This is a genomic window from Kribbella sp. NBC_00382, assembly GCF_036067295.1.
Taxonomy (GTDB): Bacteria; Actinomycetota; Actinomycetes; order Propionibacteriales; family Kribbellaceae; genus Kribbella.
On sequence record NZ_CP107954.1, the window covers coordinates 4,942,234 to 4,956,792 of the forward strand.

General features: G+C 68.7%; 12 protein-coding genes. 9 read left to right on the top strand and 3 right to left on the bottom strand.

Going from position 1 to position 14,559, the window contains the following annotated elements; genetic code table 11:
- Window positions 1-17 precede the first annotated feature (17 nt).
- Window positions 18-2,336 (top strand): M64 family metallopeptidase, encoded by a 2,319-nt coding sequence (locus OHA70_RS23890; protein ID WP_328321249.1) that lies wholly within the window; start codon window positions 18-20, stop codon window positions 2,334-2,336.
- Here OHA70_RS23890 and OHA70_RS23895 read toward each other — a convergent pair.
- Window positions 2,331-3,329: a quinone oxidoreductase family protein gene (locus tag OHA70_RS23895; protein ID WP_328321250.1), complete on the bottom strand. Its 999-nt coding sequence runs from the start codon at window positions 3,327-3,329 to the stop codon at window positions 2,331-2,333. The genes OHA70_RS23890 and OHA70_RS23895 overlap by 6 nt on opposite strands.
- Before the next feature lie 79 nt (window positions 3,330-3,408).
- Between OHA70_RS23895 and OHA70_RS23900 the strand changes: the two genes are divergently transcribed.
- The 8 genes from OHA70_RS23900 (at window position 3,409) to OHA70_RS23935 (ending at window position 12,938) form a co-directional block, all read left to right on the top strand.
- Window positions 3,409-3,732: an ArsR/SmtB family transcription factor gene (locus OHA70_RS23900; RefSeq protein WP_328321253.1), complete on the top strand. Its 324-nt coding sequence runs from the start codon at window positions 3,409-3,411 to the stop codon at window positions 3,730-3,732.
- 60 nt (window positions 3,733-3,792) lie between these two features.
- The gene (locus OHA70_RS23905; protein WP_328335200.1) at window positions 3,793-4,620 is read left to right on the top strand and encodes a TIGR03936 family radical SAM-associated protein; all 828 of its coding nucleotides are present in this window, start codon (window positions 3,793-3,795) and stop codon (window positions 4,618-4,620) included.
- 146 nt (window positions 4,621-4,766) lie between these two features.
- On the top strand, window positions 4,767-7,979 hold the full coding sequence (locus tag OHA70_RS23910; protein ID WP_328321255.1) for an Rne/Rng family ribonuclease: 3,213 nt from the start codon (window positions 4,767-4,769) through the stop codon (window positions 7,977-7,979).
- 136 nt (window positions 7,980-8,115) lie between these two features.
- On the top strand, window positions 8,116-8,433 hold the full coding sequence (gene rplU / locus OHA70_RS23915) for a 50S ribosomal protein L21 (RefSeq protein WP_328335202.1): 318 nt from the start codon (window positions 8,116-8,118) through the stop codon (window positions 8,431-8,433).
- A gap of 12 nt (window positions 8,434-8,445) precedes the next feature.
- Entirely contained in the window at window positions 8,446-8,706 is a 261-nt protein-coding gene (gene rpmA / locus OHA70_RS23920) for a 50S ribosomal protein L27 (RefSeq protein ID WP_020388387.1), read from the top strand.
- Between the two features lie 119 nt (window positions 8,707-8,825).
- Complete coding sequence (gene obgE, locus OHA70_RS23925; RefSeq protein ID WP_328321259.1) at window positions 8,826-10,460, top strand: GTPase ObgE; 1,635 nt, start codon at window positions 8,826-8,828, stop codon at window positions 10,458-10,460.
- A 60-nt stretch (window positions 10,461-10,520) separates the two neighbouring features.
- Window positions 10,521-11,633: a glutamate 5-kinase gene (proB, locus tag OHA70_RS23930; RefSeq protein WP_328321261.1), complete on the top strand. Its 1,113-nt coding sequence runs from the start codon at window positions 10,521-10,523 to the stop codon at window positions 11,631-11,633.
- Between the two features lie 60 nt (window positions 11,634-11,693).
- Entirely contained in the window at window positions 11,694-12,938 is a 1,245-nt protein-coding gene (locus OHA70_RS23935; protein ID WP_328321264.1) for a glutamate-5-semialdehyde dehydrogenase, read from the top strand.
- Here the strand turns inward: OHA70_RS23935 and OHA70_RS23940 are convergent.
- Entirely contained in the window at window positions 12,928-13,617 is a 690-nt protein-coding gene (locus OHA70_RS23940; protein WP_328321266.1) for a 4'-phosphopantetheinyl transferase family protein, read from the bottom strand. The genes OHA70_RS23935 and OHA70_RS23940 overlap by 11 nt on opposite strands.
- Window positions 13,614-14,486 (bottom strand): winged helix-turn-helix transcriptional regulator, encoded by an 873-nt coding sequence (locus OHA70_RS23945; protein WP_328321268.1) that lies wholly within the window; start codon window positions 14,484-14,486, stop codon window positions 13,614-13,616. The genes OHA70_RS23940 and OHA70_RS23945 overlap by 4 nt, the downstream gene beginning before the upstream one ends.
- Window positions 14,487-14,559 lie beyond the last annotated feature (73 nt).

Sequence of the window (14,559 nt, forward strand, 5' to 3'; positions counted from 1 at the left end):
TGGGGGAGGGCCGGGTTGTGAGGACTCGATTCAAGGCCGGACGTCTGACCGCCCTGCTGGGCGTCGCCGCGGCAGCCTTCGCGGGAGTGCCGCTGGCCGCCAGCGCTGGAGTGCCCCTCGCAGTGACCGAGGCTGCGGCGCCGGTCGGGACCGTGGTGCCGTTGCAGGTGACCGGGCCGGCGTCCTCGCGCTTCAACCTGGTGGTGATGGGGGACGGGTATACCGCCGGTGAGCTGCCGAAGTTCCGGGAGCAGGTGGACAAGCACTTGAATGTGCTCTGGAGCATCGAGCCGTTCAAGACCTACCGCAACTACATCAACGTGTACGCCGTCGAGATCCCCTCACCCGAGAGCGGCGTCGACTGCGACCCCAGCCTGACCTCGCCCATGGTCGACACCCCGCTCCAGATGGGCTTCTGGGGTGGCTGCGACCCGGACTCGGTCCAGCGGCTACTCACGGTCAGCGACTCCGCCGCGAGGAAGTACGCCAACCTGGTCCCCGGCACGACCGCGTCCAACCGGCAGATTCTTGCTATCGGCAACAGCGACACGTACGGCGGCGCCGGCGGCGCCTACGCGACCGCGTCCGGCGGCAACGCGCTGTCCGCACTGATCACGCCCCACGAGCTCGGTCACTCGCTCGGCGGTCTCCAGGACGAGTACGACTACTACGCCCGCGGTGAGCGCGGAGCGCCGTGGTCGGATCCGGAGCCGACCTCGATCCACCACACCCTGCTGACCGAGAAACAGATGATCAACAGGGAGCGGAAGTGGTTCCGCTGGCTGGGCGAGCCGTCCGAGTCCGGCGGTCTGATCGGCCGCTACGAGTCGGGCATGTACGCCGGCAGCGGTATCTGGCGGCCGAGCAAGCACTCCATGATGAAGGTCCTCGGCTATTACTTCGACCAGGTCGCCCGCGAACGGATGACCCAGCGAATCTCCGCCCGGGCAACCCTCATCCAGTCCAGCACCCCGGCCGGCCCGGTAACGCCCACCCAGCTCGTCTGGCTCCAGACCCTCCACCCCGCCACCCACGAACTAACCGTCAGCTGGCTCCTCGACGACACCCCGCTCCCCACCGGCAACCAACGCTTCGTGGATCTGAGTTCGCTGTCTCTCACCCCGGGCCCCCACACCCTGACCGCCAAAATCGTCGACCCCACCGACTTCGTCCGGAACCCCGCGATCAGAGATTCGGACGCCCTCACCGCAACCCGCACCTGGACTTTCACCGGAGACCAAGCCCAGCCCCGACCTTCAATCCCCACCCAGGCCCAGCCGACCTTCACCACCTCGACCTCCACCGAGCACCCGGTGAATGCGGATGAAGTGGTTTACGTGGAGACCACCCAGAACGACACTGAGCAACCTGCGGTCGAGTGGCGGGTTGACGGAGTTGTGACCCCCAACCCCGGCAACGACCGAGACTTCCCACTCGCACCGCTGGGCCTGTCCGGCAGCCACATGCTGACGGCCCGGGTAGGAAGCAGCGAGCTGACCTGGCAGGTCGACGGAGCAGAGCCGACAGTCACCTCCACCCTGTCCAAGCCGCTCCTCAAGATCTCCAAGCCCAGCGGACCGGAGTACATCTACAACGACGCCTTCACGATGGGCCTCGCGGCGACGGACGACAGCGCCGGCTACGTCGTACCGGAGTTCCGCGTCGACGGTGACGGTTGGTACAACTACTACGGCTGGCCCACCGACGCCGACGCGCCCTTCAAGTTCACCGCGGAGGGTACCGAGATCGACCACCTCGTCTTCGGCAAGCTCGGCGTCGCCCGAGTGGTCCCGTGGGACGACGTTCCACCGGGCTACGGCCGCCACCAGGTCGAGTACCGCGCAATCGATGCCCCTGGCAACATCGCGGCCCCCGGCCGGTTCGCTGTCACCTTGTTGCGCCCGGCACCGACCTGCGTCACCACCATCACCGGCACCTACAACGGTCCGCTCACAGTGACTTCCGGCGTGACCTGCTTGACGAACGCGACCGTCAACGGCCCGGTGGAGATCCGCGAAGGCGCCTCACTGGTGGCCACCGACAGCATTGTGTCCGGCCCGGTCCGCGCCATCGATGCCGCAGACCTTCACCTACTCCGTACTACGGTCAGCGGTCCGGTCACCCTCGATGGCACGACCCGGAGCGCAGTGCTGGTGGGCACCACCGTCAGCGGTCCGGTCACCGTGACCAGGGCAAGTACGGAAGAGCGTGTAGTGCTGGCCGGCAACACCATCGACGGACCGCTGACCTGCTCCGCCAACGCCGCCAAACCGCGCAACCTGCAAGCTCCCAACCACGTCTCCGGCCCCCGCTCCGGCCAGTGCAGCGGTCTATGACAGGTCAGCGCCTAGCCGTACGACGTACTTTCCCTCGCCACGCCCTTCCGCCAAGGCCTGCTGGGCTTCCGCCGCATGCTCGAGTCCGTCGACGACAGTCGGCTCGACCCTCAACTCACCACGACTGAGCCTCTGCAGTACTTCGGTCAGCGCCTCAGCCACCATCCACGGCGCCTTCGCCGCGTACCCCCTGATGCTGAAGCCACCGATAGCCGCATTCCCACCGAACAGCTTCCCGGCGGCAGGCAGCGACGCCAGGGGAGTCCCGCCCGCGTTGCCGAACAGTACGATCCGCCCGCCGGCAGCGACGAGCTCCAGATCCGTGTCGATCCAGTCGGTCCCCTGCGGATCGAGGATCAGGTCGACACCTCGCCCACCCGTCAATTCCCTAACCCTGTCGACGATTCCGTCACCACGCACGACGACAGCGTCGTAGCCCGCCTTCTCGGCCGCAGCAGCTCTCCCCGCGCCACCCACAGTCCCCAGCAACAAGCCAGCGCCGTACAGCCGAGCAAGCGAAGCCAGTGCCTGCCCCACACCACCAGCAGCCGAGTGAACGAGCACACTGTCGCCCTCGCGCAACCGCCCAGTCGGTCCAAGCAGTAGCGCTGCCGTAGTGAGCGTGCCCGGAGCCACTGCAGCCTGCTCAAACGACAGCCCAGCAGGGATTTCCACCACAAGCTCACCCCGTACTACGGCCACCTCAGCCAGCCCACCCGTCGCAGTGAACGCCGCCACCGGCGTACCCACCGCAGGCCCACTCACTCCGGTACCGAGCGCCCGCACCGTCCCAGCAACCTCCAGCCCCGGTACGAACGGCCAGCCGGTCGCATAGCCCGGATCCCCACGCCGGGCCATCACGTCGATGAAGTTCACCCCAGCCGCCCGGACGTCGATCGCCACCTCGCCAGGCCCCGGCTCCGGAGTGGCAACCTCGCCCACTCGGGTCGTGCTGGTGTCGGCGGCGGGCTGATCGAAGAGCAGGGCGCGCATCATCGGATTCCTTTCGACGTTCGTCGTACATCGAAACCAAAGCTACACTCAGTTTCGACGATCGTCGAAAGGAATCTGGATGGCGCACGCTCGCAGGCCGGCCCTGGTCCACCCCGAGGCGGCCGACCTGAACCTGTATGCCGTCCTGCACGCGCTGGCCGACCCAACCCGGCTGACCATCGTGCGCACGCTCAGAAGCGACCTCGAGCGCGCCTGCGGCACCTTCCCCGTGTCGGTCGCGCCGTCCACCCTCACCCATCACTTCCGGGTCCTCCGGGAAGCCGGTGTGATCCACCAGCGCGAGGACGGCAACCGCCGCTGGACCACCTTGCGCTACGACGACCTACAAGCCCTTTTCCCCGGTGTCATCGACACCGTCCTGCAGGCGGAGCAGGCTTCCTGACGACCGGTCCGGCCGGCGTCCTGGCGAGGTGACGGTGGCGAAGCTGCGAGAATGGCGCTCGTGGCACCAGTACAGGCTCCGCCGTCCCAGCAGCTTCCCGCGGTCCAGAAGTTGCGGATCCGCTTCGCCAAGCGCGGGCGGCTGCGATTCACCTCGCACCGCGACTTCCAGCGTGCGTTCGAGCGGGCGGTCCGGCGCGCCGGGCTCCCGGTGGCGTTCTCGCACGGCTTCAGCCCGCACCCGAAGATCTCGTACGCCGGTGCCGCGCCGACCGGAGCCGCCTCGGAGGCGGAGTACTTGGAGATCTCGCTCACACACGAGCGGGACCCCGAGCAGGTCCGGGCCGACCTCGACGAGGCGCTCCCGCCCGGGCTGGACGTGCTCGAGGTGGTCGTCGCCGGACCGGGCTCGCTGGCCGACCAGCTGGAGGCGAGTGAGTGGCTGATCGCGCTGCCAGGCGTGGATCCGGCCGAGGCCGAGCCGGCTGTCGCCGCGTTCCTCGCCCGGGAGGAAATTCTGGTCGAGCGCATGACCAAACGGGGGCTTCGCTCGTTTGACTGCCGGGAAGCCGTCCTCCGACTCACCGTCGGTAGTGACCCGGCGACGGTTGAGACGTGTGCGATACTGCAAGTGGTGTTACGGCTCGGAACCCCGGCCGTGAGACCCGACGACGTTCTCGCCGGCGTGCTAGAGGTAGCGACGCTTCCGGTGACGGGCCCGGCTCTTCTGACCAGGCTCGCCCAGGGCCCGCTTATCGCGGCCACCGGCACTGTGGACGATCCGCTCGCTCGTGACCGCGACGCCACCCAGGCGACCGCGACCGGCCAGGCGGTCGACCACCAGACGCATGTAGCGGAGGGCGACGCCGCCGCTCCAGCTGTGCCCTGACGGCACTGCACGGAGCGGATCCAGAAGGCTTCCGCCGCACCGGATTTGCACCCCGGGAGTGGCGAACCGTGACCGCCAGCTGGCAGCGCCGGACCTGTGACAGGGGCCGCAAGGTGCGCCGGATGGCCTGAGGAGACCCGCACCGCATGCTCGACAACGAGCCGAACGACACCGAGGCAGCCGACGTGGCCGCCACCGCCCCCGCAGCCAAGCGCGCTGCCAGACAACCGGCCGCCAAGAAGGCGACCACGACGCGCAAGCGCACGGCCAAGAAGGCCGCCGCCGTGCCCGCCGAGGCCGCCGCGGTCAGCACCCAGGACGACGGTGCGACCGCCGACCCGGCCCCCGCGCCGGTCAAGAAGGCCGCCGCCAAGCGCACGGTCAAGAAGACCGCCGCCAAGCGCCCCGCCAAGAAGGCCGCCGCCACCGCCCAGGACAGCCTCCTGGACACCGACGCCGCCGACGAAGCCTCCACCGAGGTGGCCCCGGCCGCCGCTGCTGAGCAGGCTGCTCCGGCGCGTGCCGCGAAGAAGACCACCACCCGCAAGCGCACCAGCAAGAAGGCCGCGGCCCCCCAGCCCGACCTCCTCTCCGAGGACACCCCGCTCACCGACGGCCCCGTAGCCGCCGCAGAGCTCCCCGAGGAGCAGCTGACCGAGGAAGAGCTGGCCGCCGCCGAAGCAGCAGCCGCCGAGCTCGCCGCGAAGGAAGCCGCACTCCTGGCCGCCGCCGAGGCTCCGGCCCGCCGTTCGCGCCGCCGTGCGCCCGCGGCTGCCGCCGTACTGTTCCAGGCTCCGACCGAGGTCCCCGCGCAGGCCGCGGCCACCAGCGCAGTCGAGGCCACCCCGGAAGCAGCCACGCCGGAAGCAGCCCCCGAGGCCGCGCCCGCCACCGGCCGCCGTACCCGCCGTCGTTCGACCGCCGCCGAGCGTGCGGCCGAAGCAGCCGCGACCACCGAGGCCGAGGCGCCTCAGGTTGAGGTAGAGGCCGCCGAGGTGGCTGACGAGCAGGGGAGCACGAGCACGGGGACGGGCAGCACCCGCCGTCGCCGGAGCCGTCGCAGCCGCGACGCCGAAGAGGTCGCTGCCGACCGCGCCGAGCCCGTACTCGAGCAGGCCCGCGAGACCGAGGCCGACGACGAGACCGACGAGGGTCACGACGCCGAGGCCGACGAGAACGACGACGACCAGCCCAGCACCACCCGCCGTCGCCGTCGCCGTGGTGGCCGTCGCCGCCGCAAGGCCGGCGATTCGGACTCCGAGGACAACGCCGACGAGCAGGACGAGTCGGACGAGGACCAGCAGGACGACGACGCCGAGGACGCTGACCAGGCCGCCGCCGAGTCCGACGACGACCAGGACGGCTCCGGCACTTCGTCACGCCGCCGCCGTCGCCGTCGTCGCCGCAAGGGCGAGGAGACCGGCACCGCCGCCGACGACCCGGACGAGACCGTCGTCCGCGTTCGCGAGCCGCGCAGCAAGACCGTCAACAACGAGATCACCGCGGTCGAGGGCTCGACCCGCCTGGAGGCGAAGAAGCAGCGCCGCCGTGAGGGCCGTGCCGCCGGTCGCCGCCGCGCGCCGATCGTCACCGAGGCCGAGTTCCTGGCCCGGCGCGAGTCGGTCGAGCGGACGATGGTGATCCGGTCCCGCGAGGACCTGACCCAGATCGCGGTCTCCGAGGACAACGTCCTGGTCGAGCACTACGTGACGACGGCCGAGCAGAGCTCGCTGATCGGCAACGTGTACCTCGGCCGCGTGCAGAACGTGCTGCCCAGCATGGAGGCCGCGTTCATCGACATCGGCAAGGGCCGCAACGCGGTCCTGTACGCCGGTGAGGTGGACTGGGCGACCCTCGGTGGCGCCAACGGCCCGCGCAAGATCGAGCAGGTGCTCAAGTCCGGTCAGGCGGTCCTGGTCCAGGTGACCAAGGACCCGATCGGCCACAAGGGCGCCCGGCTCACCAACCAGATCAGCCTGCCCGGCCGGTACGTCGTGTACGTACCGCGCGGCGGCAACGGCGGGATCAGCCGCAAGCTGCCCGACACCGAGCGGAACCGGCTCAAGGGCATCCTCAAGGACATCGTCCCGGACGAGGCGGGCGTGATCGTGCGTACCGCCGCCGAGGGCGCGACCGAGGAGGAGCTGACCTCGGACGTCAGCCGGCTGCAGTCGTACTGGACCGAGATCGACAAGAAGTCGAAGGGTGGCCAGGCGCCGGCCCTGCTGCACGGCGAGCCCGACCTGCTCATCCGGGTCGTCCGCGACCTGTTCACCGAGGACTTCTCCAAGCTCGTCATCTCCGGTGACGACGCCTACGACCAGGTCAAGGAGTACGTCTCGTACGTCGCTCCGCACCTGGCCGACCGGGTGGAGAAGTGGGACTACAACACGTCCGGCGACGTGTTCTCGAACTACCGGATCGACGAGCAGATCAAGAAGGCGCTGGACCGCAAGGTCTGGCTGCCCTCGGGTGGCTCGCTGATCATCGACCGGACCGAGGCGATGACGGTCGTCGACGTCAACACCGGCAAGTTCACCGGCTCCGGGGGCAACCTCGAGGAGACGGTCACCAAGAACAACCTGGAAGCGGCCGAGGAGATCGTCCGCCAGCTCCGGCTGCGCGACATCGGCGGCATCATCGTGATCGACTTCATCGACATGGTGCTGGAGCTCAACCGCGACCTGGTACTGCGCCGGCTGGTCGAGTGCCTGGGCCGTGACCGGACCAAGCACCAGGTGGCCGAGGTGACGTCGCTCGGGTTGGTCCAGATGACGCGGAAGCGGATCGGGACGGGCCTGCTGGAGGCGTTCAGCGAGAACTGCGACCACTGCGGTGGCCGCGGGCTGATCCTGCACGACGAGCCGAAGGAGTCCCGCCGTCGCGACAACGACGGGCGTGGCCGCGGCCAGCAACAGCAGCAGCACTCGCACGACCAGAAGCCCGAGGGCGAAGCCGCCAAGAAGACGACGACCCGCAGCCGCAACCGTGGCAAGGGCCGTCGCGACGACGAGCAGCCTGAGGCTGAGCACCACAGCAACGGCAACGGCGACGCGGCCCAGCACCTGGCCCAGATCGCGGCAGCCTCGGCCGCCGCCAATGGCGAGCAGACCGCTGCACACCACGAGACGCCTGCCCACGACGACCACTCGCAGCCCGAGCAGGGCCACGACGAGCCGTCGCAGACCGAAGACGCTGACAAGGCTCAGCAGAACGGTTCCGGGCGGAACGGCAGTACCAGGCGCCGGCGCAGCAGCCGGAGCCGCAGCAAGGCCGCGGACAGCGGTGACAGTGATTCAGGTAACAACGGATCCGACACCGGAGTGAGCACTCCGGAGCTGGCGTCCACCCCAGTTTGACCCGCTCGTGGCGCGCGCCGTATTCTTGTCATTCGGCGCGCGTCATGCGTGCCTCCTTTGTGTGGGCCGCGGTAGGCAGTACACATGCAGGCCCCGCAGTTCTAAGACTTCCGAACAATAGAGAGTGAGATCCACGGTGTACGCGATCGTGCGCAGTGGCGGCACCCAGCAGAAGGTCGCCGTCGGCGATGTCATCGAGATCGACAGCCTGACGGACCAGGTCGGCGACACGGTTTCGCTGACCGCAGTCCTCGTCGTCGATGGCGACACCGTGACGACCGATGCCGCCGCTTTGTCCAAGGTGGCCGTCTCGGCTGAGGTTCTGGGCCGTACCAAGGGCCCGAAGATCCACATCCTCAAGTACAAGAACAAGACCGGTTACCGCAAGCGCCAGGGGCACCGTCAGCACTACACCCAGGTCAAGGTCACCGCGATCGACGCCAAGAAGAAGTGAGCTGAATAAAACATGGCACACAAAAAGGGAGCAGCGTCGACCCGTAACGGTCGCGACTCCAACGCGCAGCGGCTCGGCGTGAAGCGCTTCGGCGGCCAGCTGGTCAACGCCGGCGAGATCATCGTTCGCCAGCGGGGCACCCACTTCCACCCGGGCACCCTGGTCGGCCGTGGCGGCGACGACACCCTGTTCGCGCTCGCCGAGGGCAAGGTCGAGTTCGGAGTCCGTCGCGGACGCCGCGTCGTCAACATCGTCCCGGCCCCGGCGGAGTAGTACCGCCACCCGGTTCGAGTAACACAGCCTTTTCGAAGGGCGGGTCCGCGGAATAGCGCGGCCCGCCCTTCGGCTATGTACAGAGAGTTTCTTTTCCCAGCAGGAAGTTGAGTACCCCGATGGCGATCCCCAGCTTTGTCGACCGGGTCACGGTGCACGTCGCCGGTGGCAACGGCGGAAACGGCTGCGCCTCGGTGCACAGCGAGAAGTTCAAGCCCCTCGGCGGTCCGGACGGCGGCAACGGCGGTGACGGCGGCAGCATCATCCTGCGCGTCGACCTCGACCAGACCACGCTGGTCGATTACCACCGCTCTTCCCATCGTTCGGCGACGAACGGTATGCAGGGCAAGGGCGATCACCAGGCAGGCAGCCGGGGCGCGGACATCATCCTGCCGGTGCCGGACGGTACGGTCATCAGCACGCCCGAGGGCGAGGTGCTGGCCGACCTGGTCGGCCACGGTTCGGAGTACGTCGCGGCCGCCGGCGGCAAGGGCGGCCTGGGGAACGCGGCCCTGGCCAGCTCCAGCCGCAAGGCTCCCGGCTTCGCCCTGCTCGGCGAGGACGGCGAAGAGCGCACGATCGTGCTCGAGCTCAAGGTCGTCGCGGACATCGGCCTGGTCGGCTTCCCGAGCGCGGGCAAGTCGTCGCTGATCGCCTCGATCAGCCGGGCCCGTCCGAAGATCGCGGACTACCCCTTCACCACCCTGATCCCCAACCTGGGCGTCGTCGTCGCCGGTGAGCACGTCTTCACCGTGGCCGATGTGCCGGGCCTGATCGAGGGTGCGAGCGAGGGACGCGGTCTCGGCCACGACTTCCTGCGCCACGTCGAGCGCTGTGCCGCGCTGGTGCACGTGATCGACTGCGCGACGTACGAGCCCGGTCGGGACCCGCTGAGCGACCTCGACACGATCGAGGCGGAGCTGAAGGCCCATGGCGGGCTGGAGGGCCGGCCGCGGCTGATCGCCCTGAACAAGGTCGATGTCCCGGACGCCAAGGAGATCGCCGAGATGGTGACGGCCGAGCTCGAGGGGCGCGGCTACAAGGTGTTCTCGATCTCGACCGCGAGCCACGAAGGCCTGGACGGGCTGAAGTTCGCGATGGCCGAGATCGTCGCCAAGCGTCGCGCCGAGGAGGAGAAGCCGGACAACACCCGGATCATCCTGCGGCCGCGCGCGACCGGCGGACCGGAGTTCAAGGTCAAGAAGACCCCGGACGGCGGCTGGCTGATCCAGGGCGAGAAGCCCGAGCGCTGGATCCGGCAGACCGACTTCACCAACGCCGAGGCGACGGGATACCTGGCCGACCGGCTGAACCGGCTCGGCGTCGAGCGGCAACTGCTCGAACTGGGCGCGGTGGCCGGCGACGAGGTGACCATCGGCGACGCCCCGAACTCGGTCGTCTTCGACTTCGCTCCCGAAGTACAGGCCGGCGCGGAGTTGCTGTCGCGACGCGGTGAGGACCAGCGACTGGACGAGGACCGTCCGGCCGCGCAGCGCCGCAAGGACAAGGATTACCAGTACCACTCCTTGCGGGAGGGCGAGATCGAGCGCCCGAAGGACCTGTCGGAGTACGGCAAGGGCTGGGTCGAGGACGAGGTCGACCTGACCCCGGCGGAGGCGAAGGCGGCCCAGAAGGCTGCCGAGAAGCTGGCGCGCAAACAAGAGCGCGAGCGGGCCGCCGCGGAGGAGCTGGAGGCCGAGCGCCTTTACGCACTGGGTGAGACCATCGACATAGATGCCGAGAGCAACAACTAGTACTCGGAGGCCGTCGACGACGCCGGTCCACTGATTGCTCCCACTGAGTCAGGAAAACTGATGAAGCAACGGGTTGAGGTCGTCAAGGCTGGGCGGATCGTCGTGAAGGTCGGTTCGTCGTCGCTCACCCAGCGCGGCCGGATCGACCTCGAACGCCTGCGCCTGCTGGTGGATGCGATCGCCGCGCGCCGGGTCGAAGGTACCGAGGTCGTGCTCGTCTCGTCCGGCGCGATCGCGGCCGGCCTTGCGCCGATGGGCTTGCGCTCGCGTCCAAAGGACCTCGCCACCCAGCAGGCGGCCGCATCGGTCGGCCAAGGCCTGCTGATGGCGCGGTACAGCGACGCCTTCGCTGCCCACGGACTCCGCGTCGGCCAGGTGCTGCTGACCGTCGACGATGTGACCCGTCGAAGTCATTACCGCAACGCCTATCGCACGTTCGCGCGGCTGTTGGAGCTCGGCGTCGTCCCGATCGTCAACGAGAACGACACCGTCGCGACCACCGAGATCCGCTTCGGCGACAACGACCGGCTGGCCGCGCTGACCAGCCACCTCGTCCACACCGACCTGCTCGTCCTGCTCTCCGACGTCGACGGCCTGTACGACGGCGACCCGCGCAAACCCGGTACGACGATGCTCACCGATGTCCGCGGTCCCGGCGACCTGTTGCCACTCCAGATCGGCCGGACCGGCAGCTCCGGCGTCGGTACCGGCGGCATGCAGACCAAGGTCGAAGCAGCCGCAATCGCCACCGAGGCAGGGATTCCGGTCGTCCTCACCTCCGCCGCCCGAGTCGGCGAAGCCCTCCGGGGCGACCCCGTAGGCACTCTCTTCCACCCCACCGGCCGCCGCCGCAAAACCCGCTTGCTCTGGCTAGCCCACGCCACCTCAGGCCTAGGCCAACTGGTACTCGACGAAGGCGCAGTCCGAGCAGTAACCGAACGCCGCAGCTCCTTGCTCCCGGCCGGCATCACCGCAGTAGAAGGCAATTTCTCCGCCGGCGACCCAGTAGACCTACTCTCACCCGCAGGCGTCGTCATAGCCCGAGGCCTGGTCAACTACGACGCCACCGAACTCCCAGGTCTACTAGGCCGCTCAACCCGAGACCTGGCCCGCGAGCTAGGCCCGACGTACGAACGAGAGGTCGTCCACCGCGACGACCTCGTCCTGCTGTAAATGAATGCGGAGGCTGAGATGACTGCGCGGGGCGGTGGGGGAGCGTCCTACGATGGGACGGTGAGCGAGATCATTGAGTTGTGCCGGAACGCGCGTGAGGCTTCTTATGCGCTGGCTGCGGCGTCGCGGGCTACCAAAGATGCTGCGCTGAGGGCTATGGCGGCGGCGTTGCGGGCGGGGACTGACGGGATCGTGGCGGCCAATGCGAAGGATGTGGCGGCCGCGCGGGAGGCCGGTACGCCGGAATCGACCGTTGACCGTCTTGCGCTGGACCCGCAGCGGGTGGACGCGATGGCGGCGGGGCTCGAGCAGCTTGCTGGCCTGGTCGACCCGGTCGGTGAGGTTGTCCGCGGGTACACGCTGCCCAACGGGCTTGAGCTTCGTCAGGTACGGGTGCCGTTCGGTGTTGTCGGGATCATCTACGAGGCCCGGCCCAACGTCACGGCCGACGCCGCCGGCATCTGCCTGAAGTCCGGCAACGCGGTGTTGCTGCGCGGCTCCTCGTCGGCGGCCTCATCGAATGAAGCGATCATCGCGGTACTGCGCTCCGCCGTGGTCGAAGCCGGATTGCCGGCTGACGTGATCCAGGGCGTGCCCGGTGACCGCGCGGCCGTGAAGGAACTCATGCAGGCGCGCGGGCTGGTCGACGTACTGATTCCGCGTGGTGGCGCCGGGCTGATCCAGACCGTCGTCTCGGAGTCGACCGTGCCGGTGATCGAGACGGGCGTCGGCAACTGTCACGTGTACGTCGATGCCGAGGCGGACCTCGAGCTCGCCCTCACGATCCTGCTCAACTCCAAGACCCAGCGCCCGAGCGTCTGCAACGCGGCCGAATCCCTGCTCGTGCATGCGGACGTCGCGGACGAGTTCCTCGCGAAGGCATTGCCTGCGCTGGCCGAGGCCGGCGTGACGGTGCACGGTGATCCGGCAATTGTTGCTGCTGGCAAGGATATTGTCGCGGCGACCGATGAGGACTACGGCACGGAGTACAGCTCACTGGATCTTTCGGCGGCTGTCGTGCCTGACCTGGAGGCGGCGGTCCAGCACATCCGCAAGTACAGCTCGGCGCACACCGACGCGATCATCACCCGGTCGCAGGCGGCGGCGCGGCGGTTCGTGCAGGCGGTCGACTCGGCGGCGGTCGTGGTCAACGCGAGCACGCGATTCACCGACGGCGGCGAGTACGGGTTCGGCGCGGAGATCGGGATCTCGACGCAGAAGCTGCACGCGCGCGGGCCGATGGGACTGCCGGAGATGACGTCCACGAAGTACGTGGTGATCGGCGAGGGCCAGATCAGGACCTGAGCAGTGGGGCGGCGTCGAAGGAACGGACCTCAAAGCTCTCTTCCGACAGCGTCGCCAGCGCTGCGGCGTACTCGACACCGGCTGGTAAATCGACCAGCTGCATCGGTCCGTCGTACCCGGCCCACTCCCGCAACGCGGCCGGTTGATCCGGCGCGCTGACGATCACCTTGCGCAGGTCCGCGGCGATCCCGTCCCCGGTCGCCTTCACAACGGCTTCCTTGCGAGTCCAGTACTGCGTGAACGCCCGAGCGCGAGCATCTTCCGGGAAAGCCGCCAGCTCCTCCGCCTCCAGATCGGAAAGGCTCACCGTAGCGAGCGACGCGGTGTCGATCGCCGGATTGATCAGCTCGACATCCACCCCCACCGCCGCCGACGGATGGAACGCGACGACGATCCGGTCACCCGAGTGCGACACAGACACCTCCATGCCCTCGGCAACGACCTTGCCATGCTGGCGACCGCAATCGCGGCAGGTCCGGTCAAGCACGACATCCGCGGGGGAGACCTCCAACTTGCCCGCCAGCACCCGCCGCACGATGGTGGCGCCGACCAGGAAGCGGCTCTTGTCCTCGTCACGCGCGTAGGCGGCCATGCGCTCGCGCTCGACTGCGTTCAGCTCGCCGACCAGCCCGGGCCGCGCGTCCGCAGTACGGCCCCACCAGATCTCGACCGCCGTCACAGCTGCCCAGCCGTTGAGTAGGCCCAGTCGATCGCCGCCGGGATGTCGGTGATCGGGTACTGGACAGCCTTGATCTCCCGGGTCGGTGCGACGATCAGCATCAGGCGCTTGAGGCGTTCGTAACCGCCGGCCCGGAAGGTGGGCAGGCGGAGGGCGGCGGTCAGGGTGAGTTCGGTGTCGGACAGCAGCACGTGGGGGATGTTCTCCAGTTCGGCGAAGGTCTGTTGCTCGTCGGAGCGCTGGGTGCTCACGCCGTGGACGGCGATCCCGGCAGCAGTGAAGTCCGTGGCGCGCTCGGCGAAGAGCTTGTTCTCCAGCGTGCATCCTGCCGTGCCTGCGATGTCGCCCCAGCCCTCCGGCAACTTGCTCGGTCTGCCAGTCGCCGGATAGCCGAAGAGCACGGTCGCTTGAGCGGTCTCGTCGACCACGTCCCTGGGCTGTTCGCCGGACGGCAGCAGGAGGTCGGCGGGGATGCGGCGGCCGACCAGCTCGTGGATGCGGTGGGCCGGGGCTTCGTCGGGTGCGTTGGTGCCGGTGAGTTCGCCGTCGCCGAGGAGCCAGCGATCGCCCCAGTCCTGGAGGGCGACCAGTACGGGGAGCAGGGCGCGTCCGCGAGGGGTCAGCTTGTAGGCGTACCGCGTTGGTCGCTCCTGGTACGCCACACGCTCGACGACGCCGCTGTCGAGCAGGCTGTTGAGCCGCTCCGTCAGCACCTTGCGTGAGATCCGCAGCGACTCGGCCAGCAGTTCGAACCGGTCCAGCCCGCGGGCCAGGTCCCGGACGATCAGCAACTCCCACCCGTCACCGACCACCCCGAGCGACTGGGCGATCGCACAGTCGGGCTCGGGGGAGTAGCTACTACGCCGCACGACAGCCTCCTCCGCTTGCTCTTACGCTATCCGCCCTTGTAAGTTCCCTTTAGGAACTGACTGTACTCCGGGA

Coding starts and splice junctions, on each gene's coding strand:
- OHA70_RS23895 (WP_328321250.1), bottom strand. CDS start 3,329: ATGCGCGCCCTGCTCTTCGATCAGCCCGCCGCCGACACCAGCACGACC.
- obgE (WP_328321259.1), top strand. CDS start 8,826: ATGGCGATCCCCAGCTTTGTCGACCGGGTCACGGTGCACGTCGCCGGT.
- rpmA (WP_020388387.1), top strand. CDS start 8,446: ATGGCACACAAAAAGGGAGCAGCGTCGACCCGTAACGGTCGCGACTCC.
- OHA70_RS23900 (WP_328321253.1), top strand. CDS start 3,409: ATGGCGCACGCTCGCAGGCCGGCCCTGGTCCACCCCGAGGCGGCCGAC.
- OHA70_RS23910 (WP_328321255.1), top strand. CDS start 4,767: ATGCTCGACAACGAGCCGAACGACACCGAGGCAGCCGACGTGGCCGCC.
- proB (WP_328321261.1), top strand. CDS start 10,521: ATGAAGCAACGGGTTGAGGTCGTCAAGGCTGGGCGGATCGTCGTGAAG.